This is a genomic window from Amycolatopsis keratiniphila, assembly GCF_000400635.2.
Lineage (GTDB): Bacteria > Actinomycetota > Actinomycetes > Mycobacteriales > Pseudonocardiaceae > Amycolatopsis > Amycolatopsis keratiniphila.
This window is the reverse complement of sequence record NC_021252.1, coordinates 7,755,431-7,781,787: the sequence shown is the minus strand read 5'-3', so window position 1 is coordinate 7,781,787 and position 26,357 is coordinate 7,755,431. Positions and strand designations below refer to the sequence as shown.

Here is a 26,357-nt window from a genome sequence, read left to right as displayed (position 1 = left end):
GAGATGCCGAGAGGCCTCCCACTTTTTCTGGGGAATTTACGAAAAGCCTGGAGTCGCTGCAGGACCGCAGCGCGCTAGCACACGGCGCTATGATCTGCTGGCACGAGAACGCCGCGATCCTTCTCACGCATCTCGATTAAGAGATCATACGCGTCAGGGCACCCTATCTCCCCGTAGGAATGACATTCCCCGAGAACCGTTGCTGAGTCAATGGCGAAGATCTGCCTTCGCTTGGCAAAATCCAAAGCGGGGCGATCATCTGTTACAAACAGGGTGCCTGGGTTTACGGTTTCTATGTAATAGATGATCTCTGCTTCGCCTAGATGCTGAAACGGTTTTGCATCGGTTCCGCCGAGGGCTCGGCGAATCAGATCAATCTGAAGCAAGGCACTCGGACTGCCGGAGACCTCGACCGGCTTCCCAAGCCAAGAAGCGTTTAAAATATCTTCGATCTTCGGCTCGGCATGTCGCCCTCGATGTAGTTCGAGACGGACGGTTTCAGTCCATTTTGCGCGATGCCCGTAGTGGTCGCCCAGCAGATCCAGTCGACCAACCACTGCAAAATTGATCAGGGTGTTTGCGTCGAACAGAACCGGGCCGACCTGGGCATTCATGGAGCAAGAACCGCCTCTGACTCTTCCGTAGTGTCAGGCTGTCTAAACGGGGACAGATCCTCTAGCAATGCTTCTGGCTCAACCTGTGCAACTCGGGCCAACGGGCGGATGCTTATCGCTCCTTCAACATAGGCGTTGATCGCACGAAGAAGAAGGATTTCTGGTCGCCGTATGTCATTTCTAGCTTGAAGATCCGCAGTCCTTCCGCTTCGCAGTGCAATCCTATTGGAGGACATTCTACGAATCCTGTCACGTTCTGCAGCGCTAACTATCTGCAAGTTATGCAATCTGAAGGCCAAGGCTTCGATGCTCACCCGAAAGCGTCCTAGTAGTTCGGCAACCAATGCCTCATCAATCAGTGTGTTGCTAGCAGCTTTGCGCAACCCTTCGGCGGGCATTAGAAACGCTGCAGCAAACGCATTGGCACGTACTTCTTCGGGACTCTTTCTGGAGTAGATATTCTCATCCAAATGAAGCGACTGAGAATCACCGGCAATAATGTGGCCGATCTCGTGTGCAAGGGTAAAACGCTGTCTTGTGCCCGAAATTCTACTGCTTATAAGCGCAAGCTTGAAGTTCCCGCTGCACACTGATAAGCCATCAAAGCCATCTGTTAGAGGCTCGAAAGCAACATCAATATGCAACTTCTTCTCAATGAAGTCAGCCAACGATGTCAGGTTTGCTGGAAGATCCTCGTGGCCGATTTCAATCTGCTCACGCAGTGAATCCGCCATTTGCTGACCTTGCACATAAGGAGGTGCGTTCTCGTCAAACTTGACGGAATAGCCTTCCGCGCGAATCGAAAAACCTAGCTCGGTCAGCAAGCCGTCCGTTTCGACCAGTTCGGTAGCCCGTGCAATAACTGACTCTATGCCAGTGCCGATGTCTGTATCTGGCTGGGTCCGTGCGGCAACAAGCATGGGTTCTGGCGCGTCGCTGGACGTGGCAAGCAAACTGGCGACTGACACGCCCAGCGCTTCCGCGATCAGCGCGATCTCGACCGATTTGAATTGACGTTGACAAGTGAGTGCGCGAGAGAGCGCGGAGGGGTCGATGTCGATGGCGACGGCGAGCCGCTGCTGACTCATGCCAGCAGACGTCATTGCGGCCCGCACGCGAGCAACAACATCCTGTTGAGTAGCGGCCATGTCTCTACCCTACTGGCCAGTTGCGAAAATCGCAAGGATACTGGCCTAGATCGTCGCACGCAAGACCAATGCGCTGGATGGTCTGGTCTGGTCGCCGAGTCGTCGCCACAGCTAGAGCTCCCTTCCTTGCGGCTAGGCAAATGCCCTGGTGGGGCGCCACGCTAACTCACACGCAGGCCTGCTGGCCAGTGTTCAATCGAACTTATGTTCGATATTTTGCCCTGAGCCCGCGTGATCATGATCACCTCTTCGGCTTGCGCTTCTTGCAACGATGCTGGACACGCAAGGTGGTAGACGGTCGCTCGGCGTGAGATGTTGCGCTTTTCGCAAGTTGTCACCCGTTTGGACTAGTAGATCGTTTGGGTGATGCATGGAAGATCGAAGACGGTCTCACCTGGGCTGCGGGTGTTGCGCTGTGGCCGGATCAGGTTTCCTGAGTGAAGGGCCTATCTGGATGAAGCTGGCACCCCCCGTCTTTCCCCTGGAAAAGGACGTCAAACGACGACAGCTATTGGAAGGCGCTGGCCATTGACTTTTGCAAACCATGCAGGTCGTGAGCTAGGACAGCAGTGGATGATGAATGTGGAGTGCCACCGTTCCAAAATCGACACAGTGCGGGTTCGATCCCCGTCCGGGGCACCATACGGCATTCCGGACCTGAAGAGTTCCGCTCTGTGGACATGCTGGTCCGCGTGGTCGGCCGCTGCCGACAATGACTCACATGACCGGAACCGGCCTGACCGACGAAGCCACCTACGACCGCACCCGGATCGAGCAATGGCGGGCGGGGAAGGCGCTGTCGCGGCGCGGGATGCTCCGGCTGACGGCCGGCGGCTCGCTCGCGCTGACGGCGTTCGGCGCGCTTCCGTCCGGGACGGCGTCGGCGGCCACACCGATCGTGAAGCCCCTGCCGCGGGAGATCTTCGAGGTCTACGGCACCAACGCGGAGACCCGCTGGGAAGCGATGAGCGGCCAGGGCTATCTGACCCCGGTCGAACGGTTCTTCGTGCGGAACCACACCGCCACTCCGACGATCGACGTCGGCACTTGGCGGCTGAAGCTCTTCGGGACCGGGCTCAGTGGAGGGCCGGTCGAGTTCAGCTACCGAGACCTGCTCCGGTTGCCTTCCGAGACGATCACTTCCGCCGTCGAATGCGCGGGCAACGGACGGAGTTACTTCACCAGCCAGCAAGGGCAATCGGTGTCCGGCACGGCGTGGAAGCTCGGCGCGATCGGTGTCGCGCGCTGGCGTGGTGTCCGGCTTTCCACGGTGCTGGCCAAGGCGGGCCTGACGCGAAACGCGGTGGACGTCCTGCCGGAGGGGCTGGACGCCGATTACGTCACCGGCGGGGTCAACCTGGGGAAGGTGCGCCGTCCTTTGCCGGTCGCGAAAGCGTTGCAGGACGTTTTGCTGGCCTACGAGATGAACGGACGCCCGCTCCCGCCGGACCACGGCTACCCGGTGCGGCTCGTCGTGCCGTCCTGGGCCGGGATCTCGTCGATCAAATGGTTGGGGCGTATCGAAGTCTCCGAGACGCCGCTGGTGTCGCCGTGGAACACGCAGTACTACCGGCTGCTCGGGCCGGGCTATCCGGCGGAGGGCACGCTCGTGACCCGGCAGGTGGTCAAGAGCGCGTTCGAATTGCCCTGGAACGCCGAGTTCGCGGCGGGCGGCAGGCAGGTGCTGCGCGGCCGTTCGTGGTCGGGCAACGGCCGGATCCGGCGGGTCGACGTCGATACCGGAAATGGTTGGCGGCAGGCGAAGTTCGTGGGCGCGGCCGCGGATCGGGGGTGGCAGCGCTGGGAGATCCCTTGGCGCGCCGGTGTTCCCGGTGTCCACACGCTGCGGGCGCGAGCCACCGACATCACCGGTGCCACCCAGCCGGAGGCCACCCCGCACAACACGCAGGGCTACCTGTTCGACGCCGTCGTCCGGCATCCGGTCCGGGTGGTGTGAGATGACGCAGTCGGTCGCGGTGAGCTTCGAGCCGACCGTCGAGCTGACCCTGGCGTTGCGGGTGAACACCGACTCCGAACACGCCGCCACAATCGCCGCGCGCCTGCTTGAGTCCTTTGAGGACACTGTCGGCGTGACACTGACGGCACGGACCGTCCGGACAGGACAGGTCGTCGAACTCGCCGGCCGGTCCGGTGAGGCCGCTCCGCCGCTGCGCATCGAGCCGGATTCGCGGCGGGTGCTGCTGCGCGGCGAGGTACTGGAGTTCACCAGGCTCGAGTTCGACCTCCTGCTGTTCCTGAGCCGGAATCCGGACCGCGTCTTCGACCGCATCACGCTGATGGATCGGGTGTGGGGCCTGTCCGGCGGCAACGTCCGGACCGTGGACGTCCATGTCCGCAAGATCCGGGGCAAGCTGGAGCCGGTGCTGACACCGATCGCGACGGTGCGCGGGGTCGGTTACCGGTTCGACGGGGCGGGCCAGGTGTTCATCGCGGACTGAGCCGGCAAAGCCGGGATGTCAGGATACGAACCGTGAATCCCACTTACGTCCTGGTCCACGGTTCCAACAGCGCCTCGTTCACCTGGGGCCCGCTGCAACGCGAGCTCGCCCTGCTCGGCCACCGCACACTGGCCGTCGACCTTCCCGGACACGGCTTCGCCGCCGGTTTCCACGCCGCTTACCAGGCGCCGCAAGACCTCGAAGCGCTGGCCACGGCGCCGTCGAACCAGGCGGGCGCCACGTTGGCCGAGGCCGTCGAGCAGGTGCTGGACGTCGTGCGCAAGGTCGCAGAGCACGGTCCGGTCATCCTTGTCGGGCACAGCCGCGGTGGGCTCGTGCTCACCGGCGTCGCGAACGCCGTCCCGGAACTGATCGACCGGATCGTCTACATCTCCGCGTGGTGCTGTGTCGAAGCGACGGTGGGCGAGTACATGCAGGGGCCCGAGTACGCGAGCAGCGCGCTCAACGACGTCGGCGGGGTCGTCGTCGCGAACCCGGCCGAGCTCGGCGCGCTCCGGATGAATTGGCGCACCGCCGATCCCACGCTGCTGGCCGCGTTGAAGACCGCGATGATCGAGGACGGCACCGAGCAGGAATTCTTCGCCTACCTCAACACTCTTGAGCCGGACGAGAGCCTCGACGCCGGGACCGAACTCGCCGACGCCGCCACTTGGGGCCGGATCCCGCGCACCTACATCAGGCTCACCGAAGACCGGTCGATGCCGCTCGCGCTGCAGGACCGTTTCATCAAGGAGGCGGACGCGCTCACCCCAGGCAACCCGACCGACGTTCGGTCACTGACGAGCAGCCACGTCCGGTTCCTCATGCACCCGCAGGAGGCCGCCGCCCTCCTCGCCGGGCTCGCGTGATGACGGACGCTCGGTTCACCAAAGGGCATCTGATCACCTTGCTGATCAGTTCCGCGATCGGCGTGGGATTCGGTGCCGGATGGTGGTTTTTCGGCGCCTCGTCCGTTGACGGCGGATCGACGCCGCTGGTCGTCGTGGGCATCGTCGCGGTGCTGGGCTTGGTGGGCTGGCTCGTCCTGACCGCCCGCCGCGGCGCCGGACTGCCCGCGGGCGCCGGCCGGGAGGAAAGCCCGTTCGGCAAGCGATACGGGATCGCCGTGCTGCTCATGCTGGTGGGGATCTTCGCCGGGGCCAGGGTGCTCTCGGCGGTCTTCGAGGTTCCCGAAGCCGTGCCCGCGTGGGTGCTTTTCGTGGTCGGCCTGCACTTCCTGCCGTTCGCGAAGCTGTTCGGCTCGCGACGGTTCCTGGTGCTGAGCGCCTTGTTGTGCGTTGTGGCCGTGCTGGCGCCGGTGCTCGCGATCGCGGGCTGGGCCGCGTCCTGGCAGCTTGTGCCCGGCTTCGGAGGTGCCGTGGTCCTCTGGGGGACCGTCGCCGCCGGGCTGCTCGCGACGGAAGGTCAGGGAGCGACGAGCCCGGCTTCGTAGGCGAAGATCGTCAGCTGGACCCGGTTGGTCGCGTCGAGTTTCGCGAAGATCCGGGTGATGTGGGTCTTCACCGTCGCCTCGCTCAGGTGCAGTTCCGAGCCGATTTCGGCGTTGGTCCAGCCTTGCGCGACGGCGGTGACGATCTGCCGCTCGCGTTCGGTCAGGGTGCCCAGCCCGGCCCGCGCCCGATGGCGGCGCGGGCTCGTCCTGGTCGCGACGAAATGCCCGATGAGTTTCCGCGTCGTCCGCGGCGACAGCATCGCCTCACCCGCCGCGACCACGCGCACCGCGTCGATGATCTCCTGCGGCGAGCCCTCCTTCAGCAGAAATCCGCTGGCGCCCGCGCCGAGCGCGTCGAAGACGTACTCGTCGAGGTCGTAGGTGGTGAGCACGAGAACCTTCGGCGGGTTGGGCAGCGCGGTGACCGCGGCGGTCGCGGTGAGGCCGTTCATCCGTCGCATCCTGATGTCCATCAGCACGACGTCGGGCGCGTGCATGGTCACCTTCGGCACGGCCTCGTCCCCGTCACCGGCTTCCGCGACGACCTCGATGTCGCCAGTGCTGGACAGGATCATCGACAAACCGGTTCGCACGAGCGGGTCGTCGTCGACGAGCAGCACTCGCAGTGGGCGCTGGTTCACCCGGACAGGTTAGTGGTGTCCCCACGGTAGCCAAGCCCGGACGGCGAATGTGCGCTCTTCGGTGGGGCCCGCGCTGACGTTGCCGCCGACCAGCGTGACACGTTCGCCGATCCCCGTCAGACCCGCGCCCGCACCCGGCGGTTTTCCGGTCACGGCGGTCGCGGCCAGGGGATTGACGACCTCGACGGTGAGCCCGTTCCCGGGCCCACCGCGAACCGAAACCTCGGCCGTCGCGCCCGGAGCGTGTTTCAGGATGTTGGTCAGCGACTCCTGGACGATCCGGTACGCGGTCGTGCCGAGCAACGCCGGCGCGCCGCCCGCGTCGTCGAGCAGGATCGTCACGTTGACCCCCAAACCGGCCCGGCGGGCGTTGGCGACCAGTTCGGGGATGTCCGCCAGCGTCGGCTGTGGCGGCTCCGGATGGATTCCGTTCTCGCTGTTTTCGCCGAAACCCTGGCCATCGCGGAGAACCCCGATGACCTGCCGCAGATCTTCGAGCGACTGGCGCGCGGTCGTACGGACGGTCTTCGCCGCTTCGGTGGTCGCGGGTCCTTTGCTGACTTCGAGCGCACCGGCCTGCAGCGACAGCAGCGAGAGCCGGTGCCCCAGGACATCGTGCATCTCGCGCGCGATCCGGGTGCGCTCCGCGCGGCGGGTCATTTCGGCGCGGAGTTCCTCTTCCTTGGCCTCACGGATCGCGAGCGTGTCCTGCATCCCGCGGACGACCCCGACGGTGAGCGGCACGGCCGTCATCACGACGGCGACCGTCAACGTCCCCATCAGCTGCACGGCGGAGAACTGCTTGCCGACGATCTGCCCCGCGACGGTCACGTCGGGATGGCGGTTGGCGTCGCCGAACAACGCCCACGCGGTGGCGACGTAGACCAGGACGGACGCGGTCCACAGGACGCGGTCGCGACGGCGCGCGGCCAACGCGGCGAGGGCGACCAGCGCGGCCAGCGCGTCGGACCGGAAACAGAGCGGCGGCACCAAGGCGATGCCGAGGACGAGTTCCGGCCATTTGTGCCGCCAGCAGAGCATGACCGCGGCCGCTATCCCGGTGAAGAAACCGAGCGTGGACCACCACGTCGGGACGAACGATTGCGTCGCCGGAAGGTAACCCTGGGCGCTGAAGACGAAAATGCTGCTGATCACGCATGCCGCGACCGCCACCACGGTGAGCACCACACCGAGCACACGCCTTGCCATGCGGCGAGCGTACGCAAACCCGCTTGGCCGGCCGCATCAGCGGAACCGGTCCTTCACGACGCGCGAATTACGACTTTCGTCGTAACCGGTTCACGCGCCGAGGACGACGCGGGCGCCTCGTGGTCGCTGGTTGTATGCCGCCTCGTTCATCCCTTTGGAAAGGAAAACCCCCGTGACCCAGCAAACCCCCTACACGCCGGCCCCGCAAGCCCCCGCCAGCCCGATGCCGCCCCGCAACGGCATCGGCGTCACGGGCTTCGTCCTCGGCCTGGTGGGGCTGGTCTTCTCCCCGATCCCGTTCGTCGGCGTCATCGCCTGGCCGCTGGTGATCCTCGGCCTGATCTTCTCGATCATCGGGCTGATCCGCGTCAAGAACGGGAAGGCCTCCAACAAGGGGCTCTCCATCACCGGTATCGCCTTGTCCGCGCTCGGTCTCGTGGTCTGCATCGTGTGGATCTTCGTGTTCAACGCGGCGGTCAACGAGGTCAACAACGAGATCAACCGCACCGCGAAGGTTTCCTACGAGGTCACCGGTGACGCGACGAACGTCGAGGTCATCTACGGCGAGGTCCTCAACCCCGTCACGGAGACCGTCCCGGCGCTGCCGTGGAACAAGGAAGTCGAGAACAAGGGCGTCTACAAGGGCGGGACGCTCACGGTCACCACCGGCGAGACCGGTGGATCCGTCACCTGCAAGATCACCGTCGACGGCGCGGTGGTTTCGACCAAGACCGCTTCCGGCGAATTCGCGATGGCCGCCTGCACCGGAGTGTGACGGCCGGACCGTGAAAGGCCTCCTTCGCCATTCTCGGGGTGGCGGGGAGGCCTTCGCGATTCCGGCATGATGCGGTCATGACCGAGCCCGTCCATCCGTTCGCCCCGCCCGCCAACGAACTTCACTGGATCGAAACCGTCACCGAACTGGCGAAGGATTTCGCCGCGAGTGCCGCCGAGTTCGACGAAACGGCCGAGCTGCCCATCGCCAACCTTCGTGCCTTGCACGCGACCGGACTCGACAGGGCGACCCTGCCCGAGGAGTTCGGTGGTGAGGACCTCAGCTATCGGACTTACGGCGAGATCGTCCGGATCCTCAGCGCGGCCTGTTCGTCGACAGCGTGTATCTGGGTGATGCACATCGGCGCCGCCGTCGGGCTGGCCCAATCGTCCGCTCCCGATGTCGGCCGTTTCTACGCCGAAGAGCTCATCGACGGCAAGCGCTTCGCCAACGCGCTGTCGGAACCCAGCAGCGGCAACATGTTCTTGATGCCGCAACAGGTCGCCGAACCCGTCGACGGCGGGTACCGGCTCACCGGCGCCAAACGATTCGTCTCCGGTTGCGAGGTCGCCGACCACTTCCTGGTCAACGCGCTCGTCGGCGGTGAGCCCACGTTCTTCGGCGTATCACCGGACGACACGATGGGTTTCGTCCCCATCTGGGACACGATGGGACTGCGCGCCAGCCGAAGCCAGCTCGTCTCGTTCGAAGGCACCGTCCTGCGAGAGGACCGCCGGTGCCCGCCCGCGACCGTACAGCGGCCGAACCACATCGCGGCGGGTCTCGCCTTCCTGTCACTGGGGATCGCCGACGCGGCGGAGCAAGCGCTGATCTCGCATGCCCGGAGCCGTGTCATCCCCCCGACCGGGGAGCCGCTCGCCGGAATGCAATGGCTGCAATTCGAAGTCGCGGACGTCCATGCCCGTCTCGAAGCGTCGCTCATGTACGCCCGGAACATGGCGTGGCTGGCGGATCAGAACTCGCCGGAGTTCCTGTCCGCGACCATGACGGCGAAGGTGCTCGCGAACGACATCGCCCGCGATGTCGCCCAGGTGGCGCTGAAAGCAGGCGGAGGGTCGGGCTTCCTTCGCACCTCGCCGATCCAGCGGCTGTTCCGGGACGCGCAGGCGGGCGGGCTGATGGCCTATTCGGCCGAAGTCAGCAAGGACCGGATCGGGAAGACCGTGCTCCTGCCGCAGGACTGAGCTCGGATGGCCGGCCGGGTGACGTCAAGCCCGGCCGGTCCCGCCGGAGCGGGTCAGCAGCAGCCGCTGCCGCAGCAGTCGCAATCGCACCAGTCGTCGTTCCGCATGGTCATCCACCTCCTCCCTCGGGTCCGCATTCGGGCGGGCACCATGCGCCGGGAAGCGGGTCGGCGCACGCGGCGCCGGACATCCCGGACAGCATGGAAGTGAGTTCGGCGTGCAGTTCGCCGAGGCGCGCCATCTCCGCTTCGATCTCGGCGAGATGGCGTTCCAGCATGGTTTCGGCGGGTTCGCACGGGCACACCCCGGTGTCGCGCACGCTCAGCAGGTCACCGATCTCCGTCAGCGTCAGGCCGAGCCGCTGGGTGCCGCGGATGAACCGCAGCCTGTCGATGACGTCCTCGTCGTAGCGCCGGTGTGCCCCGGTCGTCCTCGCGGGCGTGGGCAGGAGGCCGATGCGCTCGTAGTAGCGCACGGTGTCCGGCCGGACACCGGCGCGAGAGGTCACCTGGGACATGGTCAACGCCGTCAGCGCCTTCGTCGCTTCGGTTCGCATGGTGTGAGGGTAGAACCTGGACCCGGCTCCAGAATCAAGCCCGAATTCGACGGCGCTCACGAAGAGAAGACGACGACCCGGCGCGTCCGCATCATTCGAGAGGGTGGAAACGGCGAGAGGACGGCACGGTGACTGACTTCCGGAACGTGATCAGGGACCTCACCACGGAGGGCGAACAGGTCGATGCCCTGGTGGCCGGCCTGGACGACGCGGGATGGGAGCTGCCGACACCCGCGGCGGGCTGGTCGGTCAAACACCAGATCGCGCATCTCTCCTTCATCTTCAAGATCGCCGGATTGTCCGCGGGCGAGCCGCGGACGTTCGCCGAAGTCATGAAGAGCTCGATGGCGCGTGGTTTCGACGCCGCGGTCAACGCGGCCCTCGACGACTACCTCGGTGACCCCAACGAGGTCCTGCTCGGCCGCTGGCGTGCCGAACGCGACGCCGGGATCAAGGCGCTCGCCGCGGTCCCGGCGGACCAGGTCGTCCCGTGGCTGGTCAACCCGCTGCCTCCGGCCATCCTCGCCTGCGCCGGGATGATGGAGCTGTTCGCCCACGGTCAGGACATCGCGGACGCGCTGGGAGTGCGGCCGGAGCGGACGGACCGGCTCGCGTACCTCGTCGGCTTCGCCGTCCGGGTGCGGGACTTCGGCTACGAGGCACGGGGCCTGACCCCGCCGGAGCAGGAGTTCCGGTTCGAGATCACCGCGCCGTCCGGGCAGTTGTGGACGTTCGGGCCCGAGGACTCCCGGCAGCGTGTCACCGGGAGCGCGGAGGACTTCTGTCTGCTGGTCACCCGGCGACGTCACCGTGACGACCTCGACGTCCGCGCGGAGGGCGCGCTGGCGGACCAGTGGCTCGACATCGCACAGGCGTACCGCGGTCCCGCGGGTGAGGGCCGCGCGCCGGGTCAGTTCGGTCGTTGAAAATTCCGCTACTTCCGCGGTGATAGGGCATCCTGGAAGTCGCGGTCAACTCCGCTCGGTGCGATCGTCGATGCACACGGGGTCTAGGAGGCGATCGTGGCACGGGTGTGGCTGATCAGACATGGTGAAAGCGAATCCAACGCGGGGCTTCCCGGCGGTGAGCCGGGGGCCTCGGCGTTGACCGAACTCGGCCGGCGGCAGGCCGCCGAAATCGCGAAATCGCTGGCCGAACCGCCTCGTTTGATCGTGACGTCGCCGTTCCTGCGGGCGCGGCAGACCGCCGAGCCGACGATCGAGCGGTTCCCCGGCGCGGAGTGTGAGGAGTGGCCTGTCCAGGAGTTCACCTTTCTCGGCGAACTCCATGGACAGGTCACCACCACTGCCACTCGAAAGCCGTACACGGAGGCCTACTGGTCCCGTGCAGATCCACACCACGCGGTGAACGGCGCGGAATCCTTCGCCGCTCTCTTCGACCGGACCCAGGAATTCCTGGCACGGCTGGGAGAACGGGAACCCGGGCCGATCGCCGTCTTCACCCACGGGCTGTTCATCCGCGCGGTCATGTGGTCACTGCTGACCGGGACCACCACCCCGGACAGCGGGGCCATGCGCCGGTTCCGCACTTTCGCCGACACCTACCTCGTGCCGAACGGCAACATCACCGAACTGCGGTACACACCCGGGAAGCGGATTCCGCGCATGGTGGTCCCGCTCGCCTCCCGGTTCGCCGACCGCTAGGGCTTCAGCAGCAGCCGGAGCTCGTTCACCCCGGTCATGTGCGGGCTGGGGATGAACGACGGCGGAACGGCCGGATCGGTGCGCAGATCCGGGAAACGATCCAGCAGGATGTTGAGCGCCGTCTTGCCTTCGAGCCTGGCGAGCGGGGCGCCGATGCAGAAATGGATCCCGCGGCCGAAGGCCAGATGCGGGTTGTGCGTCCTCGCCGGGTCGAAGACGCCCGGCTCCGTGAAGGTACGCGGATCCCGGTTCGCCGCCGCGACCCAAATCCCGAGCATGCTGTTCGCCGGGATCGTCTGGCCGCCCAGTTCGACTTCGGTCGTCGTGGCGCGGGCGACGAGTGCGAACGGGCTGAGGAACCGCAGTGATTCCTCGATGGTGGCGGGAAGCAACGCACGGTCTTCACGGACCCGCCGGTACTCGTCCGGATGGGAATCCAGGCACAGCACCGTGTTCCCGAGCAGCATCGTGGTGGTGATGTGCCCGGCCAGCAAGAGCACGTTCGCGAAGTTGACGACTTCGTTCTGGGTGAGTTTCGTGCCGTCGACCTCGGCTTCGACGAGTTTGGTCAGCAGGTCCTCGCGCGGATTCCGCCGCCGGTCGTCGACATGCTCGGAAAGGTAGTTCACCAGGTTCTTCACCTGTGCGGACGTTTCCTCGGCGGCCTTCTTGTCCGCTTCGGTCTGCTTGATCAACGACCTTTGCTGGCTGTTCCGCAGCAACGTGTCGACCCATTCCTTGAACAGGTCGCGATCGCTCGCGGGGATGCCGAGCAGCTCGGCGATGACGATCACCGGCAGCGGATAGGCCAGATGGGTCACCAGTTCCATCGAGTCCGCGCCGTCGACCGCGTCGAGGAGCTCGTTCGTCAGCGCGGCGATCCGCGGTTCGAGATCCGCGACGACCTTCGGCGTGAAGGCGTGGCTCACCAGCGTGCGCAGCTTCTTGTGATCCGGAGGGTCCATCTGGAGCAGGTTGCCTTCGACGAACAGATCCTTGTCCGGCGAGATCTCCTTGGGGATCAACCGGGTGGTGTCGGACGAGAACATCTTGGGATCGCTCAGGGTTTTCAACGCCTCCGCGTGGCCGTAGACGTTCCACATGCCCGTCTCGGCATCGAAACGGACCGGGTCGGCCGGGAATTCGTCCCGAAGCCAGAACTGGGCTTCGTGGACACCCCAGGTTTCGGCGATCGTGGTCATGGCTTGCCCCCTTCTTCTCGTGGTGGAGGAGCGCGGATCAAGCGGGCTCCTCGGGGCCGTCCTTCCGGTAGATCCAGGCGCGATAGGACGAGATCAGATCCTGGAACGCCTGGATCACTTCGGCCGCGGTGGCGGCCAGATTCGCCGTGGACGGTGGCTCCGGCGGCTCGAACGCCGTCCGGATGATGTGCGCGAGAGCGTCGGCTTTCTCTTCGATGGTGAGGCCGGCGCCGTCGCCGGTGAAGCTGTCCATCAGGTAGAACCCCAGCGCCGAAGCACGCAGGGAAAAGAGCAGGTTCGGGATGTCGTCGCGCAGCAGGCCCCGGTCGGTCATCGTCTTCAGGTACCGCTCGGTGACGACCGCGTCCTGATCCTGCAAAGGGTGTTTCTTCAACCGGCCCAGCAGTTCGGTGTTGCCGGTGATGAGCGCGCCGAGCAACGGGTTCCGCTGGGTGAACAGGAAAGCGGCCCGCTGGAACCGGTGTGGGACCACTTCCGCCGGATCTTTTTCCAGCCGCTCGAGAAGGTTCTCGGCGGCAAGGAGGGACTCACGCAGGAGCAGCGCGTGGAAGAGGTTTTCCTTGGTGGGCCAGTGCAGGTAGATCGTGCCTTTCCCGATGCCCGCCTGGTTCGCGATGTCCTCGATGGTCACCTTGCGATAGCCCAGCCGCGACAGCAGGACGCCGGCCGCGTCGAGAATGCGATCGGCGCGGCCGGCGGTGCGGTCCGGACGTTCTGCCACGTGCGCTCCCAGAGTCTGACTTCGTGACCAGATTTGCTCATCTGGTCATCGGGTCAGGTTCGACGGTAGCGCCGGACGGTGGGCTCCGGCAAGGAAATCGACGAGTTCTTAACGCAGACGGTGGGCGAGCAGGAACTTCCAGATGACCGGGGTCGCGTCGATGACGGTCGGCGTGGCGGAGTCGTTGTTCGGCCCGGTGCTCGGCCAGACGTGCCCGGCGCCTTCGATCCGGTAGTGCTGAAGCGAGCAACCGAGCCATCGCTGGACGGTGACGTCGGCTTTCGGCGAGTACTGGATCGGACGCGGTGAGCAGCCGTTCCGGTCCGCCCACGCCGCGAGCCAATCCGGCAACGTCGGCAGGCCCTTGGCGGGATTCCCGGCGTAGGGGATCGTCGCGTCGGCCGTACCGTGGAAATCGAGAATCGGCGCGGGACGCGACGGGCGGCACTCTCCGCCTTGTGGGTAGAACGCTCCGGCGACCGGGGCGAAGGCCGCGATCCGTCCTGGCATCCGGCAGGCGAGGACGCCGACGAATCCGCCGCCGTTCGACTTGCCCGTCGCGTAGATCCGGCGGGAGTCGACGCACAGTTCCCGCTGGAGCGTGTTCAGCAGGTCGCTGGTGAAGAGCACGTCGTCGGCTGCCGCCGAATACGGCGCTCCGGTCCACGCCGACTCCCCGTCCGTACCCGGAAGTCCTTGCGGGTAGACGGAAATCGCGTCATACGCGGAAAACCCGGACAGCTCCTCCTGATACTTCGACGTCCGTTTGTGGCCATGGAAAGACAACACCAGCGGATACGGCCGTGAAGACCGGTACCGCGCCGGCACGTGCACCGTGTACTCGCGGACCAGGCCGCCGGACGTCAAAGACCGCAACGTCGTCACCCCGGCGGGGACCGGCGACGGACGCTGGCAACCGGTCGTCCGCACCGGCTGATCGACTGGCGACGGCGTGGCCGATGCCATCGGGACGGCGAGCAGGCTCATTCCGGCAGCGGCGGCGGCCGCCAGCGCGAGACGGCGCAGGTATTTCGTGGGACCAGGCACGCGATCCTCCTTGCTCGAGCGGCAGGGCGGTGATCAGGGTCACTCCTGACGCGGACCTGGTCAGCATTGTGTTCATTGAGTTTTCGGACGGCTTTCCCGCCGCCCTTCCGGGCGCCCGGCCTGGGCCGTCGCTGGTCAGCCGCAGGCGCGTTTCGCCGTGAGCACGCGGTGCAAGGCTTCGTCGACCCGGCCGGCCGGGAGTTCGCCGGACGCCAGCGCCTGCTCCAACGTGGCCAGCACCGTGCCCACATTGCCGCCGGAGGACCACAACGCCTGATCCGCCCCGGCCTGCAATGCCTTGAGCACAGCCGTTTGCAGCGGGTACTGCGACGTGATCGCCTTCATCGCCCCGAGATCGTCCGTGATCACGGGACCGTCGAACGCGAAGTCCTTCCGCAACAGCCGGTACGCCGCCGCCGACAGGGTCGACGGTGTGCCGCCGGTCAGGTCGGGCACGTCCAGATGTCCGACCATGACGCCGATCTCGCCGTACTCGGCGATGTCGCGGTACGGAACCAGGTCGACCTTCCGCAACGAGGCCAGCGGCGGTGTCCGCACCAGTCCCTTGTGGGAATCCCCGCTGGCGTGCCCGTGCCCGGGGAAGTGCTTCAGCACCGGCTGAACTCCGGCGTCGCGCAGGCCCTGCGCGAACGCCAGGATGTACTTGCGGGCGACATCGGGATTCGCTCCGAACGACCGGTCGCCGACGATGTCGCGGTCCGGCTGGTCGGTGATGTCGGCGTCGGGCGCGTAGTCGACGGTGACGCCGCGGGCCAGCATCTGCCGCCCTCGCTCGGCGGCCTTCGCTCGCACCTGTGCCGGTGTCATGGTCGAGGCCATCTTCCGCGCACTCGGCATGTCGCCGTCGAGGGTGTCGATCCGCTGGACGCGGCCGCCTTCCTCGTCGATCGCCACCGATACCGGGACCTTCGCGGCACGCTGGACCTCGTCCAATGCGCGGTTTCGCAGGAGGGCCGTCTCGTTGCCGCCGAGGAAGATCCCGCCGACCTGCTGATCGCGTACCAGCTTCACCGCCGCCTGCGGGTCGCCCGCGTTCACGCCGACCACCACCAGTTGCGCCAGCCGCTGCCGGGGGCTCATCCCGGCGATGACGGCTTCGCAGGCTGGCACAGGCGCCTGCTCCGCCCTCGGTGACGGCGAGGACTCGGGCCTGGTGGAGCTGGCCGGGGCCGAAGCGGCACTGCTACGCGGCGGAGGTACCGTCCCCGCCGGCTGCGCGGATCCGGCCTCGTCGTTCGCCGTACCGCACTGCACGCTGGTGAGCAGAACGGTCGCGGCTCCCAGGATGACGGTCGCCCATCGCTTCGTCGTCTTCGGTCGCCCGGAGTTCATCGGCTCGTTTCGTTCGTCGTCCATGCCGGTATCGACGGTAACCCCAGTTGCCCTTTCGTACGCGCTCGCGTGCCTTTTGGTGCGTTCGCGCGCCTGCTGGAGCTTCGGCTCCACCTCCTTCCTCTTCTGCGTTCTCCCTCGTCAGCCCGATGTTCGGACTTGACAGCCGGATCTGCTCCGCCGTAGATTACCACATGGTTATGGAACCGCAAGGTTATCCAGCGGCCCGATCGTGAGAAGTCGAACTTGTGAGAACAGAGAAACGAAAGGCGGGCGACCGTGGCACAGGATCTGCTCGATGTCACCTTCGCGGCGCTCGCCGACCCCACCCGCCGCGCGATCCTCGCCCGGCTCGCGCGTGGTGATGCCACGGTGACGGAGCTGGCCGAGCCGTTCGAGATGAGCCAGCCCGCCATCTCGAAGCATCTGAAGGTGCTGGAGCGGGCGGGGCTGGTGACGAGGGGGCGAGACGCTCAGCGCCGCCCCTGCCGTCTGGCGGCCCAGCCGCTGAAGAAGGCGAACGACTGGCTCGGCGGCTACCGCCGCTACTGGGACGAGGCCTTCACGGAGCTGGATCTCGTTCTGGAAGGGGAGATCCAGCACCCGGAACGCCACGACAAGACCGAATGACCACCGCACGAGCGGAAAGGAACAGCACGATGGGAAGAACTCTCAGCGTGACGAAATCCGGCGATCTCGAGATCGTCATGACGAGGTCCTTCGACGCACCGAGGGCATTGGTGTTCGACGCGTGGACGAAACCCGAGCTGGTACGCCGGTGGTTCGGTCCGCGCGACTGCGAGGTCGTCGAATGCGAGATCGACCTGCGGGTCGGTGGCGGATGGCGCTATCGGCTGCGCCACGGCGGCGGGATGGAGATGCTGCTCCAAGGCGTCTACCAGGAGATCGACCCTCCGGGGCGGCTCGTCTCGCTCGAGACGAACGAGGACTGTGAGGCGTCGGAGGGGCAGGCATTGGCGACTCTGACGTTGGTCGAACAGGACGGGGTCACCACGCTGACCCAGGTGGTGCGGTACGGCTCGAAGCGGATCCGGGACGCCGTTCTCGAATCCGGGATGGAGCGGGGCGTCGGCGAAGGCTTCGACAAGCTGGCCGAGGTCGTGGCCGCTCCGTTGAGGGCGGGAACACGATGAACGCCATCGCCGACCGCTATCGCGTCAGGGCCGACGCCTTCGAGAGCAAGGCCGCCGCCGTCGAAGCCGGGCAATGGGAGAGCAAGTCCCCTTGCGAGGAGTGGAACGCCAGAGATGTCGTCGGGCACATCGTCGACATGCACGGCGCGATGCTGAGGCCCTTCGGACGTGACCTCGGGCCTGCGCCATCACTCCTGGACGATCCGCTGGGTGCCTTCCGGGCGGCTCGCGCCGATGTCGAAGCCGTCCTCGACGATCCCGTGCTCGCGGCCACGGAGCACGAGACACCGACGGGGAAGATGACCGCCGAACAGCACATCGATCAAGTCGTCAGTGCCGACATGGTGATCCACGGCTGGGATCTGGCCAGGGCCACCGGACAGGACGACACGATCGATCCGGAGGAGGTCGCGCGGATGTGGCCGGCGGCGCAGGCGATCCCCGAACAGATGAGGATCCCGGGAGCCTTCGGGCCCGGCATCGTCGTCTTCGGACCTGAAGTCAAGGTTCCCGAAGACGCACCCTTGCAGGACAGGCTGCTCGGACTGATGGGCCGGGACCCGAACGCCTGATACGAGTCAGACGTGGATCCCGCGATGCCGCCGGACGGGCCGGGCGGGAACAGGTACCTCGGCGGTATCGGTCCCCTTGGCCGCGGCCAGGACACGTTCCAGAACCGACAGAGAGGTGGTGAGCAAGGAAATCTGGTTCTGGATACGGGTCTTGGCGATCTCCAGTTCGCCGGTCATCTCCGGCGAGGGCACCAAATGCGTGTGGTCCCCGGAAACACAGGGAAGGAGTTCCGCGATCTTGCCGCTGCACAACCCGGCTGAATAGAAGAGCTGGATCTGCAGCACCCTGGCGATGTCGTCTTCGGCGAAGGTCCGGTAGCCGTTGCCGCATCGGTCGGGTCGGAGCAGGCCTTCCGTTTCGTAGTACCGCAACGAGCGGACGCTCACGCCGGTCCGCTTCGCCAGTTCGCCGATCCGCATGGGTCCACAGTAGCCGCGGAAACCGAGGTTGACCGTGACGCCGGTGTCAGGGTTTAGCTTCGCGTTCATGAGATTGCTAGAAGCGTTCCGCGGTACCGCGATCCAGCTGCCGAACCGCATGGCGATGGCTCCGATGACCAGGGGCCGCGCCGACGATCTCACCGGCGTGCCACATCCGCGGACGGCCGAGTACTACTCGCAACGTGCCAGTGCCGGGTTGATCGTGAGTGAAGGCATCTGGGTGAACAAGACCGGCAAGAGCGGTCCGGGAATCCCAGGACTGGTGAACGAGCGGCAGACCGAGGCATGGCGTGAGGTGACGGCGGCCGTGCACGAGGAAGGCGGTCGGATCTACGCCCAGCTCTGGCACGCGGGACGGGTCAGCCACCCCGGCGTGACGGGCCGGACACCGGTGGCGCCGTCGGCGGTCCGGCAGGCCGGGCGGATCTTTTCGGCCGACGGCTGGACGGACACCGTCGAACCCCGGGCGCTCGGTGAGGAAGAAATCGGCGAGGTCGTCCAGGACTTCGCCGAGGCGGCACGCCGGGCCGTCGAGGCGGGATTCGACGGTGTGGAACTCCATGGAGCCAACGGCTATCTCATCCAGGAGTTCCTCGCCGGCAACACCAACCGCCGGGAAGACCGTTACGGCGGCTCGGTCGCCGCCCGGCTCACCTTCCCGCTCGAGGTGGTGGCGGCCGTGACCGAGCAGATCGGTGCGGCCAAGGTCGCTCTGCGTATTTCGCCGGGCAACCCGGAGAACGACATCGTGGAAGACGATTGGAAGGAGGTGTACTCACGACTGCTCGCGGAACTCCGCCGTCACGAGCTCGCATACCTGCACGTCATCGATACCCCTGACGTCGAGGTGCTGTCGCATCTGCGGCCTTTGTGGCCGGGAACGCTCGTCGCGAATCTGCGGTCCGAGAAGCCGACCAGCCGCGCCGAGGGTGAGTCCTTGATCGGATCCGGCCTGGCCGACGTGGTCGCCTTCGGCAGGCTGTTCATCGCGAATCCGGATCTGCCCGCCCGATTCGCGCTCCACGCCCCGCTCGCCGAGGCGGATCACGACGTCTACTACGGCGCGCGGCTCGACGGCTACACCGATTTCCCGGCGTTCGAACCGGACTCGGCGAAGTTCGCCTGTTCGGCGCGCAGCTGATCTTGGCCGCCCGTTCTACAGTGCGGGGATGGTCAAGACGGCAGTGGAAATCGCGGCGGCTGTGCGCGCCAAGGAGCTCGACCCGGTCGAGGTGACGCGCGAGGCGTTGGCCCGGATCGAGGCGGCGGACGGGGTGGTCGGCGCGTTTCGCCGGGTGAGGGTCGAGGAGGCGCTCGCTGAGGCCGCCGCCGTCGCCGAACGCACGGACCTGGCCGATCTGCCCTTGGCCGGGGTGCCGGTCGCGGTCAAGGACGTCGCGCCGATCGAGGGCGAATACGCCTCGTGGGGGTCACGAGCGGGTTCGTCGACGCCGTCCACAGAGGACGGTGAGATCGCGCGTCGGCTGCGCGCCGCCGGTGCGGTGATCGTCGGTCTGACCCGGGTGCCGGAGCTGTGCATCTGGCCGTCGAGCGACGATCCGGACGGGACGGCGCGCAATCCGCGCAACCCGTCGTACGCCGCCGGCGGTTCGTCGGGCGGGAGTGCCGCGGCCGTCGCGGCCGGACTCGTGCCCATCGCGCACGGCACCGACGGGCTGGGCTCGATCCGGCTGCCGTCCGCGATGTGCGGGATCGTCGGTCTCAAACCGGGCAAAGGAGTGGTCCGCGTACCGGGGGAGGACGGCTGGTTCGGCCTGTCCACGCACGGTCCGATGACGACCACGGTGGCGGATGCCGCAGTGCTGATGTCGGTCCTCGCCGAACAGCCCGGCTTGGCGGAGCTCACCGACCCGAAGCGATCCCGCATCGCCCTGTCGACCCAGGTCCCGTTGACGAGGGCGCCGCTCCCGCGCGCGTTCAGCCGGGCCGTCACCCGGGCCGGTGAGCTGTTCCGCGCGGCTGGGCACACCGTCGCGCCCGGAACGCCGCGGTACAACGCCGGAGCGATCGGTGGCCTCCTTGCGCGCTGGGTCGCGGGTCCGGCCGAGCAAGCGGTCGAGTTCGATCTCGCCGCACTTCAGCCCCGCACCCGTACCCATGTCCGGCTGGGGCGGCTGATGGCCAAGCGTGTCCGGGAGACCACCCGGGAGCGCTGGCTGGAGCGCGCCGAAGAGTTCTTCGCCGACCACGATGTCCTGGTCACGCCCATGATCGCGACCCTCCCACTCAAGGCGCGCACGTGGCATGACAGCCGGTGGATCGCCAACGTACTGCCGTCGGTGCGGGTGGCGGGGTTCGCCGGGCTGTGGAATCTCGCGGGCTATCCGGCGATGTCGGTGCCGGTCGGCGTGCACCCTTCGGGCATCCCGGCCTGCGTCCAGCTCGTCGCCGCGCCCGGTGGGGAAGCGCTCCTGCTGGGCCTCGCCGCCCAGCTCGAAACGGCCAATCCCTGGCCACGCACCACCGCGTCCTGACCAAGCCCGAAAGAGAGCAAGGGACCTTTGCTACCACTCTCCACAAGAGTGGTAGCAAAGGTCCCTTGCTACTTCGCGCTGGTCAGGAGCCGGTTTTGGCCGGTGACGGCTTCTGCCCGTTCGCCTTCGGGCCGTTCTGCTCGGTCTGTCCGTTCTTCGGCGCAGCGGCGGCAGGCGCCGAAGAAGCGGGCTTGGCGGGCGAGGGCTTGGCGGCGGCCGGAGCGGCGGCCTTCGACGCGGGCGGCTCGGCCGGCTTGCCCGCCGGCTTCGTCTCCTCGGCCTTGCTGTCGCCGCCGACGAGCTTCGAGGCGTGCGGGATCACCGACTCCTCGGGCAACGCCGCGAGCATCGCCTCGCTGCCCTTCAGGACCTCGTCGGCCTGCATGAGGCTTTTGCGGGCCTGCTCGCGGATCTCCGCCAGCCGCTCGACCTTCCGCTGGGCGGCCGTCGTGCGCTGGGCGGCGGTCGTCGTGGCTTCGTCGAGCCGGCGCTTGGCCTCGGCCGTCGCCTCGTCGATGCGGCGCTTGGCCTCCGCGGTGGCCTCCGCGATCCGGCGTTCGGCCTGGTTCTTGCTGGCCGTCTGCTGGTCGGCGATGTGCTTCTCGTGCGCCGCCTTCTGCGCCGAGATCGTCTGCTCGAACTCGCGCTCGATCTTCCGGCGCTTGCGCTCGGCCTCGTTGTCCAGCAGTTCCCGGCGCTGGGCGGCCTCGACGGTCAGCCGCTGGACCTCGGCGCGCGTCTCGGCAAGGGCGGACTCATGCTCGGAGTGCAGCGCGTCCGCCTGCTTGTCCAGTTCGGCGACGAGCCGCGTGTAGCGCTCGCGGAGCTTCTTCGAGGCTTCACTCGAAGAAGCCCAGTGCTTCTCGGCGGCGACTTCGGCACGCTTCGTGATCTCTTCCGCGCGCGCCTGCGCGAGCGTGACGGTGCGCTGCATCCGCTCGTCGAGGTCTTCGAGCCGCTCCGGCGGCTTCTTCAGCTCCTCGATCCTGGCGTTCAGCTTCGCCACCTCGTGGCGAACGGTTTCGAGTTCGCGTGTGGCCGAGGTCGCCTGCGCGATCGCGGCGTCGCGGTCGGTGATCACGCGATGCAGCTGGGCTTCGAGATGATCCAGATACTGGCGCACTTCGTTCCGGTCGAAGCCGTGCCAGGCCTGGGTGTACTCGCGCCGCAGGGGCAACAGGCCGTTGTCTCGCTCGGGAACCATGGCCACGACGGTACCTGCGTACGCGGGGTCGCCGTTGTCAGGCTTGGTGATTCACCGACGTGTGTCGTCTCTCAGCTGCGATCCCTCACCTGAACGGCCGCCACCCGTGTGCGCAGTGTCACCAATGGAAGCCGCGGCTGAGCCGGGCGAGCGCCATCGCCGCGCGGGACAGATGCTGCTCGCCCTTCCCGATCTTGAGCCCGCCTTCGCCACCCGCGGCCGCGGAGTCCGGGAACACGCGGAATCCTTGGTAGGCCACGGCATCCGTGAGCCCCGGCGTGAGTGTGTACGCGAGTCCGATCGCCTGCCCGGCGGGCGTGCCGATGTGCTTCGGACGTTCCCGCAACGCCTTCATCACCATGTCCGCGGCCTGATCCGGGGATTTGGTCGGAAACGCGTCGTAGATCTTCGTCGGCCGGATCATCGGCGTGCGCACGAGTGGCATGTGGATGGTCGTGAAGGTGATTCCGTCGCCGTGGGTCTCGGTCGCGGCGATCCGGGAGAAATAGTCCAAAGCGGCCTTCGACGCCGCGTACGCCGAAAAGCGCGGCGCGATTCCCTGCACGCCGATCGACGAGACGTTGACGATATGCCCGAATTTCCGCTCGGACATATGCGGCAGCACCGCGAGGATCAGCCGCACCGCGCCGAAGTAGTTGATCGCCATCGCGCGTTCGTAATCGTGGAACCGGTCGTACGACAGTTTGATCGACCGCCGGATCGAGCGGCCGGCGTTGTTCACGAGCATGTCGATCCGGCCGTGCTCGGCGAGCATCGCGTCGACGGCCTTGTGCACCGATTCCTCGTCGGTCAGGTCGGCGGGGTACACCGACGCCGTGCCGCCCGCGGCGATGATCTCGTCCCGGACCTCTTCGAGCTCGTGCTGCCGCCGCGCGACGAGCAGCGGCACCCCGCCCGCGGCCGCGACCTTGATCGCGGTCGCGCGGCCGATACCCGAGGACGCGCCGGTGATGATCACGCGACGGCCGTCCAATTCACCGCGAGGGCCGTGCTTGCGGGCGCGGAACGGGTCGAGGTGCTCACGCCAGTAGCGCCACAGGGTGGGCGCGTAGTCCTCGATCCGGGGCACCTCGACCCCCGAACCGATGAGTGCCTTGCGCGTCGACGCCGACGAGAACACCGACGGGAAGGCCATCGTCTCCAGCAGCACCGGCGGGATGCCGAGCCGCTCCATCACGGCGTCGCGCGCGATCGTGAAGCCGGGGATGTGCTCGCTCAGCTTCACCAGGTTGACGATGCCCTTGGACACGCGTTCGTTCAGCTGCACGGAGATGGTCGGCGCGCCCGCGGCCTTCGCGAAGGCGTTGTAGACCGAGACGACCGGCTGCGGCTCCGGGTTGACCAGGTGGAACGCGCGCCCGTCGAGGCCCTTCGTGGTGACCAGGGCGTTCAGCGCCTCGGCGACGTAGTCCACCGGGACGACGTTGGTGTCGCCGAGGTCGGGGCCGACGATCGGCACGTCGGGCAGTCCGGCCAGCCTGCTGATCGCGGGGAACAGGTAGTACGGGCCGTCGATCTTGTCCATCTCGCCGGTCTCGGAGTTCCCGACGACGACCGCGGGCCGGTACACCCGCCACGGGACGTCCTGCTGCTCGCGCACGAGGCGCTCTGCCTCGAACTTCGTCCGGTGGTACGGCGTGAGGAGCCGCTGGCCGACGTCGAACATCTCCTCGGTGAACATGCCCTCGTGGTCACCGGCGACGGCGACCGAGGACACGTGGTGCAGGCAGCCGGCGTTCAGGCCGGCGGCGAGCGCGATCACCTGCGCGGTGCCTTCGACGTTGGCCTTGATGCTGGCCTCGTCGTCGGCGGTGAGGTCGTAAAGGGCGGCGAGGTGCACGACGTGGTCGACGCCGCGAAGCTTCTCTCGATCCTCTTCGCCGACGCCGAGCAGCGGCTCGCCGAGGTCACCGGTGACGAGGGTGACGCGTTCCGGATGCGGCCAGGCGTTCACGAGTTTCGCGAGTTTGTCCCGTGACGACGCGCGGACGACGAGCGCGACCTTGTCGACGTCGTCCCTGGTGAGCAGCAGCCGGGTGAACTGGCGCCCGATCAGTCCGGTCGCCCCGGTCACCAGAAAAGTCGCCATCTGCCTCACCCTTCACCGTGTCGCCGCGTCCCCCGGCATTCTGCTGCATGAGGACGGCGAGGACCACCACGGCGCCGGTGAAGTTACTCACGGGTAACTAGGCTGGGTCGGCGATGACGACCCGGTTCTCGGCGTAGCCGGTCTCCCCGCCGACCCAGCGGCCGCCACAGGTGACGAGGACTATCCGATGTGGACCGGATTGGCCGAACAACTCGTCCGCCCGCTGCGGCAGCTCGTTCTTCTTCAGCGTGATCAGCTGGGAGACCTTGTACTGCCAGGACTTCCCGGCCTTGTCGACCACGGTGACGGCGCCGCCGATCCGCTCGGTCCACAGTTCCGCGAACGGGCCCGTCGCGCCCTTCCAGTTCACGTGCCCGGCGAACACGCTCGCCCCGGTGGCCGAGCTCAGCTCGGCACCCCACCACGTCACTTCGCCGAGGTTCTCTGGAACCGGCAACTCCGCGCCCGGCCCGAGTTCCTTGCGCACGAGTTTCGCCGCGCCGCCCGCGGGCAGCCGGATCGTCCCCGGACCCTGCGGCTTCGGGGCTTCTGGCTCCTTCGACGGCGGCGGAGGAACGGACGTCGGAGTCGTGGGGACGATATCCGGCGGAGGCGGGACCTCCTGCTGTGCGGGCGCGGCGGGGGCGCCACCCGCGACGGAGACGGAGACGGGCTGAGCCGTCCCCGTCACCACGGTCGTCGGCGGCCAGATGAGCAGGGCCGCGACGAGGTCCGCGCACAGGACCGTGACCGCTCCCAGCGCGAACCCGCGTCGTACTGACATTCCAGAACCCTCTTAGCGTCGCGAAGACCGCCGCGCGGCCACGCCCACCATCACCGAACCGAGCAGCGCGAGCGCGCCGACGCCGAGGATGCCGGCGGTCGACGCGGAGTTCTCGACGGTGCCCTGCATCATCGCCACCGGCCGGTCACCGGCGGGGATGGTGCGCGGTACCTCGTTGGGCGTGTTGGCGACCTTGAGCGCCAGCGTCTCACCCGGCTTGAGCTCGCCGCAGGCGGACGGCGGATTCTTCGGGTCGAACGCGTTGGTGTAACCCGGCGGCGCGCTGACCTCGACCACGCAGATCTCCTGCGGGGTCCGCAGGTTCTCCACGGTGACCGTGCCGTTCTCGCCTTCGGTGGTGACGACGGCGGGTTTTCCGTCGGCGCCGTTGAGCGGCTTGCCGTCGTGGCCGAGGGCGGCGGTGGACTTGTCCTTGGCGGTGATCCGCAGCGCGGCGCCCGCGATGCCCTTGCCGGTCTTCGCGTCGACCTTGGTCACCTGGACCTTGCCCGGCTTCGCGACGACGGCGACCCCTTGCGCCTTCAGTTCCTTCTCGCCGCCGGTCGACACGACCTTCTGCACGCCGGTCTCGACGGGGAACTGGACGTACGGCCGGTCCGCAGGGGCGGACAGCGAGCTGGCCAGCTTCGGCTGGTCACCGGTCGGCGTCACCTTGACCGTCACGGTGCCGTCTTCGCCGGTCTTCACCGTGGTGGCCTTCTCGGCCTTGGCGTTCGAGGTCGACGCGGGCTTCGTGCTCTCGCCGCTGTCGACGGTCGCGTTCGACGGCGTGAGCTGCACGGGCACGCCGGAGACGCCCTTGCCCTTGGCGTTCTTGACGCTGATCGTCCACTCGCCCGCGGTGCCGATGTGCTGGTCGTCCTTCGGCGGGGTGATCGCGGTGGTCCACGGGCCGCGGTTGGCTTCGGCGTCCTTGGTCAGCTTCTCGACGGCCGTCGCGGCGTCGGCGTGCTGCGCCTTCAGCTTGTCGAGGTGGCTCTGGACGTCGTAGCCGACCTTCTCCGGCGGGAGGCTCGGCTTCAGGTCGTCGGCGGAACGCGGCTTCGACGTCCACGAGTGCAGCAGGTGCGCGAGCGCGGCGGCCTCGGCGTTGTCCTTGGTGCCGCCGTACCGCAGCAGCAGGTAGGAGATGTTGGCCGCGGTGTCCTCCGGGAGCTTCGCGCCCCACTTGTCGAGGAGTTCGTCGCCCGGCTGGTACTTCTCGTTGGTGTCCGGCGCCTTCAGCTGGAAGGAGACGCAGAACACGTGCTTGCCGTTGACGACGTAGGAGCCCAGCCAGTCGCGCTCTCTGGGCTTGTCACTGACCGTCTGGCCGGGCGTGACCTGGTAGCCGACGCCCTCCTCCTTGGCGGCCGAAGCCGGTGTCGCCGCGACGGTGGCGGACAAGGCGCCTAGCAGGCACGTCGCGATCAGGCTGGTCAAGGCGCGCGAACGCACGCTCGGGCGTGTGGTCCACCCCATGGTGTGTTGACTCCTTTGGCCGTGCTCTGCCTTCGACGCCTGTACGT

The 26,357-nt window shown here is 67.1% G+C and carries 27 protein-coding genes; 13 read left to right on the top strand and 14 right to left on the bottom strand.

The annotated features are described in order from the left end of the window. Nucleotides 1-74: 74 nt before the first annotated feature. The gene (locus AORI_RS83570) at nt 75-614 is read right to left on the bottom strand and encodes a PIN domain-containing protein (RefSeq protein ID WP_123798652.1); all 540 of its coding nucleotides are present in this window, start codon (nt 612-614) and stop codon (nt 75-77) included. Continuing rightward, on the bottom strand, nt 611-1,762 hold the full coding sequence (locus tag AORI_RS83095; RefSeq protein ID WP_081809739.1) for a helix-turn-helix domain-containing protein: 1,152 nt from the start codon (nt 1,760-1,762) through the stop codon (nt 611-613). Before AORI_RS83095 ends, AORI_RS83570 begins: the two co-directional genes overlap by 4 nt. 721 nt (nt 1,763-2,483) lie before the next feature. Between AORI_RS83095 and AORI_RS75835 the strand changes: the two genes are divergently transcribed. From AORI_RS75835 to AORI_RS75820, 4 genes are read left to right on the top strand one after another with little or no spacing between them, the layout of a single operon-like run. Next, on the top strand, nt 2,484-3,719 hold the full coding sequence (locus AORI_RS75835; protein WP_016337244.1) for a sulfite oxidase: 1,236 nt from the start codon (nt 2,484-2,486) through the stop codon (nt 3,717-3,719). 1 nt (nt 3,720) lies between these two features. Further along, on the top strand, nt 3,721-4,221 hold the full coding sequence (locus AORI_RS75830; protein WP_016337243.1) for a winged helix-turn-helix domain-containing protein: 501 nt from the start codon (nt 3,721-3,723) through the stop codon (nt 4,219-4,221). A 32-nt stretch (nt 4,222-4,253) separates the two neighbouring features. Continuing rightward, entirely contained in the window at nt 4,254-5,090 is an 837-nt protein-coding gene (locus AORI_RS75825; protein WP_016337242.1) for an alpha/beta fold hydrolase, read from the top strand. Then, nucleotides 5,090-5,674 (top strand): DUF7010 family protein, encoded by a 585-nt coding sequence (locus AORI_RS75820; RefSeq protein WP_043848386.1) that lies wholly within the window; start codon nt 5,090-5,092, stop codon nt 5,672-5,674. The genes AORI_RS75825 and AORI_RS75820 overlap by 1 nt, the downstream gene beginning before the upstream one ends. On the opposite strand, the gene AORI_RS75815 is transcribed toward AORI_RS75820, so the two are convergent. Together AORI_RS75815 and AORI_RS75810 are read right to left on the bottom strand one after the other, a co-directional pair. Beyond that, on the bottom strand, nt 5,647-6,294 hold the full coding sequence (locus tag AORI_RS75815; protein ID WP_016337240.1) for a response regulator transcription factor: 648 nt from the start codon (nt 6,292-6,294) through the stop codon (nt 5,647-5,649). The two genes, AORI_RS75820 and AORI_RS75815, sit on opposite strands and share 28 nt — an antisense overlap. Before the next feature lie 30 nt (nt 6,295-6,324). Continuing rightward, complete coding sequence (locus AORI_RS75810; protein WP_200870942.1) at nt 6,325-7,524, bottom strand: sensor histidine kinase; 1,200 nt, start codon at nt 7,522-7,524, stop codon at nt 6,325-6,327. A gap of 223 nt (nt 7,525-7,747) precedes the next feature. Between AORI_RS75810 and AORI_RS75805 the strand changes: the two genes are divergently transcribed. Then, nucleotides 7,748-8,299 carry a DUF4190 domain-containing protein gene (locus tag AORI_RS75805; RefSeq protein ID WP_043849170.1) on the top strand — a complete coding sequence of 184 codons (552 nt, stop codon included), beginning with the start codon at nt 7,748-7,750 and terminating at the stop codon, nt 8,297-8,299. A 77-nt stretch (nt 8,300-8,376) separates the two neighbouring features. Then, the gene (locus AORI_RS75800; protein WP_016337237.1) at nt 8,377-9,504 is read left to right on the top strand and encodes an acyl-CoA dehydrogenase family protein; all 1,128 of its coding nucleotides are present in this window, start codon (nt 8,377-8,379) and stop codon (nt 9,502-9,504) included. Nucleotides 9,505-9,613: 109 nt separating this feature from the next. Here AORI_RS75800 and AORI_RS75795 read toward each other — a convergent pair whose 3' ends face one another. Further along, on the bottom strand, nt 9,614-10,060 hold the full coding sequence (locus AORI_RS75795; protein WP_016337236.1) for a MerR family DNA-binding protein: 447 nt from the start codon (nt 10,058-10,060) through the stop codon (nt 9,614-9,616). A 128-nt stretch (nt 10,061-10,188) separates the two neighbouring features. On the opposite strand from AORI_RS75795, the gene AORI_RS75790 reads away from it, so the two are divergent. Next, complete coding sequence (locus tag AORI_RS75790) at nt 10,189-10,986, top strand: TIGR03084 family metal-binding protein (protein WP_016337235.1); 798 nt, start codon at nt 10,189-10,191, stop codon at nt 10,984-10,986. A gap of 96 nt (nt 10,987-11,082) precedes the next feature. Beyond that, a complete protein-coding gene (locus AORI_RS75785; RefSeq protein ID WP_016337234.1) occupies nt 11,083-11,724 on the top strand; it encodes a histidine phosphatase family protein in 642 nt (213 codons plus the stop codon). Here AORI_RS75785 and AORI_RS75780 read toward each other — a convergent pair. The 4 genes from AORI_RS75780 to AORI_RS75765 form a co-directional block, all read right to left on the bottom strand. Then, entirely contained in the window at nt 11,721-12,926 is a 1,206-nt protein-coding gene (locus tag AORI_RS75780; protein WP_016337233.1) for a cytochrome P450, read from the bottom strand. The genes AORI_RS75785 and AORI_RS75780 overlap by 4 nt on opposite strands. A 37-nt stretch (nt 12,927-12,963) precedes the next feature. Further along, nucleotides 12,964-13,668, bottom strand: a complete 705-nt coding sequence (locus AORI_RS75775; RefSeq protein ID WP_016337232.1) for a TetR/AcrR family transcriptional regulator — start codon at nt 13,666-13,668, stop codon at nt 12,964-12,966. Between the two features lie 108 nt (nt 13,669-13,776). Further along, nucleotides 13,777-14,715 (bottom strand): CE1 family esterase, encoded by a 939-nt coding sequence (locus tag AORI_RS75770; RefSeq protein WP_016337231.1) that lies wholly within the window; start codon nt 14,713-14,715, stop codon nt 13,777-13,779. 135 nt (nt 14,716-14,850) lie between these two features. Next, on the bottom strand, nt 14,851-16,092 hold the full coding sequence (locus AORI_RS75765) for a glycoside hydrolase family 3 N-terminal domain-containing protein (RefSeq protein ID WP_016337230.1): 1,242 nt from the start codon (nt 16,090-16,092) through the stop codon (nt 14,851-14,853). Between the two features lie 255 nt (nt 16,093-16,347). Here AORI_RS75765 and AORI_RS75760 point away from each other — a divergent pair, with 255 nt between their 5' ends. Genes AORI_RS75760 through AORI_RS75750 form a run of 3 tightly spaced genes read left to right on the top strand, consistent with a single transcriptional unit; the run spans nt 16,348 to nt 17,794 of the window. Beyond that, nucleotides 16,348-16,698 carry an ArsR/SmtB family transcription factor gene (locus AORI_RS75760; protein WP_016337229.1) on the top strand — a complete coding sequence of 117 codons (351 nt, stop codon included), beginning with the start codon at nt 16,348-16,350 and terminating at the stop codon, nt 16,696-16,698. A 29-nt stretch (nt 16,699-16,727) separates the two neighbouring features. Further along, entirely contained in the window at nt 16,728-17,222 is a 495-nt protein-coding gene (locus AORI_RS75755; protein WP_016337228.1) for an SRPBCC family protein, read from the top strand. Next, nucleotides 17,219-17,794: a TIGR03086 family metal-binding protein gene (locus AORI_RS75750; protein WP_016337227.1), complete on the top strand. Its 576-nt coding sequence runs from the start codon at nt 17,219-17,221 to the stop codon at nt 17,792-17,794. The genes AORI_RS75755 and AORI_RS75750 overlap by 4 nt, the downstream gene beginning before the upstream one ends. A gap of 6 nt (nt 17,795-17,800) precedes the next feature. Here AORI_RS75750 and AORI_RS75745 read toward each other — a convergent pair whose 3' ends face one another. Beyond that, nucleotides 17,801-18,214: a MerR family transcriptional regulator gene (locus AORI_RS75745; protein WP_043849169.1), complete on the bottom strand. Its 414-nt coding sequence runs from the start codon at nt 18,212-18,214 to the stop codon at nt 17,801-17,803. Between the two features lie 67 nt (nt 18,215-18,281). Here AORI_RS75745 and AORI_RS75740 point away from each other — a divergent pair, with 67 nt between their 5' ends. Next, nucleotides 18,282-19,376: an alkene reductase gene (locus tag AORI_RS75740; protein WP_043848385.1), complete on the top strand. Its 1,095-nt coding sequence runs from the start codon at nt 18,282-18,284 to the stop codon at nt 19,374-19,376. Nucleotides 19,377-19,404: 28 nt separating this feature from the next. Beyond that, nucleotides 19,405-20,730: an amidase gene (locus AORI_RS75735; protein WP_016337224.1), complete on the top strand. Its 1,326-nt coding sequence runs from the start codon at nt 19,405-19,407 to the stop codon at nt 20,728-20,730. A gap of 82 nt (nt 20,731-20,812) precedes the next feature. Here AORI_RS75735 and AORI_RS75730 read toward each other — a convergent pair whose 3' ends face one another. From AORI_RS75730 to AORI_RS75715, 4 genes are all read right to left on the bottom strand, one after another. Further along, a complete protein-coding gene (locus AORI_RS75730; protein ID WP_016337223.1) occupies nt 20,813-21,934 on the bottom strand; it encodes a coiled-coil domain-containing protein in 1,122 nt (373 codons plus the stop codon). Between the two features lie 118 nt (nt 21,935-22,052). Beyond that, on the bottom strand, nt 22,053-24,044 hold the full coding sequence (locus tag AORI_RS75725) for an SDR family oxidoreductase (protein ID WP_016337222.1): 1,992 nt from the start codon (nt 24,042-24,044) through the stop codon (nt 22,053-22,055). A 97-nt stretch (nt 24,045-24,141) separates the two neighbouring features. After that, complete coding sequence (locus AORI_RS75720) at nt 24,142-24,828, bottom strand: class F sortase (RefSeq protein ID WP_016337221.1); 687 nt, start codon at nt 24,826-24,828, stop codon at nt 24,142-24,144. Between the two features lie 12 nt (nt 24,829-24,840). Beyond that, nucleotides 24,841-26,310 carry a SpaA isopeptide-forming pilin-related protein gene (locus AORI_RS75715; protein ID WP_016337220.1) on the bottom strand — a complete coding sequence of 490 codons (1,470 nt, stop codon included), beginning with the start codon at nt 26,308-26,310 and terminating at the stop codon, nt 24,841-24,843. Nucleotides 26,311-26,357: the final 47 nt, after the last annotated feature.

Coding starts and splice junctions, on each gene's coding strand:
- AORI_RS75795 (WP_016337236.1), bottom strand. CDS start 10,060: ATGCGAACCGAAGCGACGAAGGCGCTGACGGCGTTGACCATGTCCCAG.
- AORI_RS75725 (WP_016337222.1), bottom strand. CDS start 24,044: ATGGCGACTTTTCTGGTGACCGGGGCGACCGGACTGATCGGGCGCCAG.
- AORI_RS75830 (WP_016337243.1), top strand. CDS start 3,721: ATGACGCAGTCGGTCGCGGTGAGCTTCGAGCCGACCGTCGAGCTGACC.
- AORI_RS75740 (WP_043848385.1), top strand. CDS start 18,282: ATGAGATTGCTAGAAGCGTTCCGCGGTACCGCGATCCAGCTGCCGAAC.
- AORI_RS75745 (WP_043849169.1), bottom strand. CDS start 18,214: ATGCGGATCGGCGAACTGGCGAAGCGGACCGGCGTGAGCGTCCGCTCG.
- AORI_RS75800 (WP_016337237.1), top strand. CDS start 8,377: ATGACCGAGCCCGTCCATCCGTTCGCCCCGCCCGCCAACGAACTTCAC.
- AORI_RS75805 (WP_043849170.1), top strand. CDS start 7,748: ATGCCGCCCCGCAACGGCATCGGCGTCACGGGCTTCGTCCTCGGCCTG.
- AORI_RS75765 (WP_016337230.1), bottom strand. CDS start 16,092: ATGGACGACGAACGAAACGAGCCGATGAACTCCGGGCGACCGAAGACG.
- AORI_RS75755 (WP_016337228.1), top strand. CDS start 16,728: ATGGGAAGAACTCTCAGCGTGACGAAATCCGGCGATCTCGAGATCGTC.
- AORI_RS75730 (WP_016337223.1), bottom strand. CDS start 21,934: ATGGTTCCCGAGCGAGACAACGGCCTGTTGCCCCTGCGGCGCGAGTAC.
- AORI_RS75780 (WP_016337233.1), bottom strand. CDS start 12,926: ATGACCACGATCGCCGAAACCTGGGGTGTCCACGAAGCCCAGTTCTGG.
- AORI_RS75720 (WP_016337221.1), bottom strand. CDS start 24,828: ATGTCAGTACGACGCGGGTTCGCGCTGGGAGCGGTCACGGTCCTGTGC.
- AORI_RS83570 (WP_123798652.1), bottom strand. CDS start 614: ATGAATGCCCAGGTCGGCCCGGTTCTGTTCGACGCAAACACCCTGATC.
- AORI_RS75735 (WP_016337224.1), top strand. CDS start 19,405: ATGGTCAAGACGGCAGTGGAAATCGCGGCGGCTGTGCGCGCCAAGGAG.
- AORI_RS75810 (WP_200870942.1), bottom strand. CDS start 7,524: ATGGCAAGGCGTGTGCTCGGTGTGGTGCTCACCGTGGTGGCGGTCGCG.
- AORI_RS83095 (WP_081809739.1), bottom strand. CDS start 1,762: ATGGCCGCTACTCAACAGGATGTTGTTGCTCGCGTGCGGGCCGCAATG.
- AORI_RS75715 (WP_016337220.1), bottom strand. CDS start 26,310: ATGGGGTGGACCACACGCCCGAGCGTGCGTTCGCGCGCCTTGACCAGC.
- AORI_RS75820 (WP_043848386.1), top strand. CDS start 5,090: ATGACGGACGCTCGGTTCACCAAAGGGCATCTGATCACCTTGCTGATC.
- AORI_RS75750 (WP_016337227.1), top strand. CDS start 17,219: ATGAACGCCATCGCCGACCGCTATCGCGTCAGGGCCGACGCCTTCGAG.
- AORI_RS75835 (WP_016337244.1), top strand. CDS start 2,484: ATGACCGGAACCGGCCTGACCGACGAAGCCACCTACGACCGCACCCGG.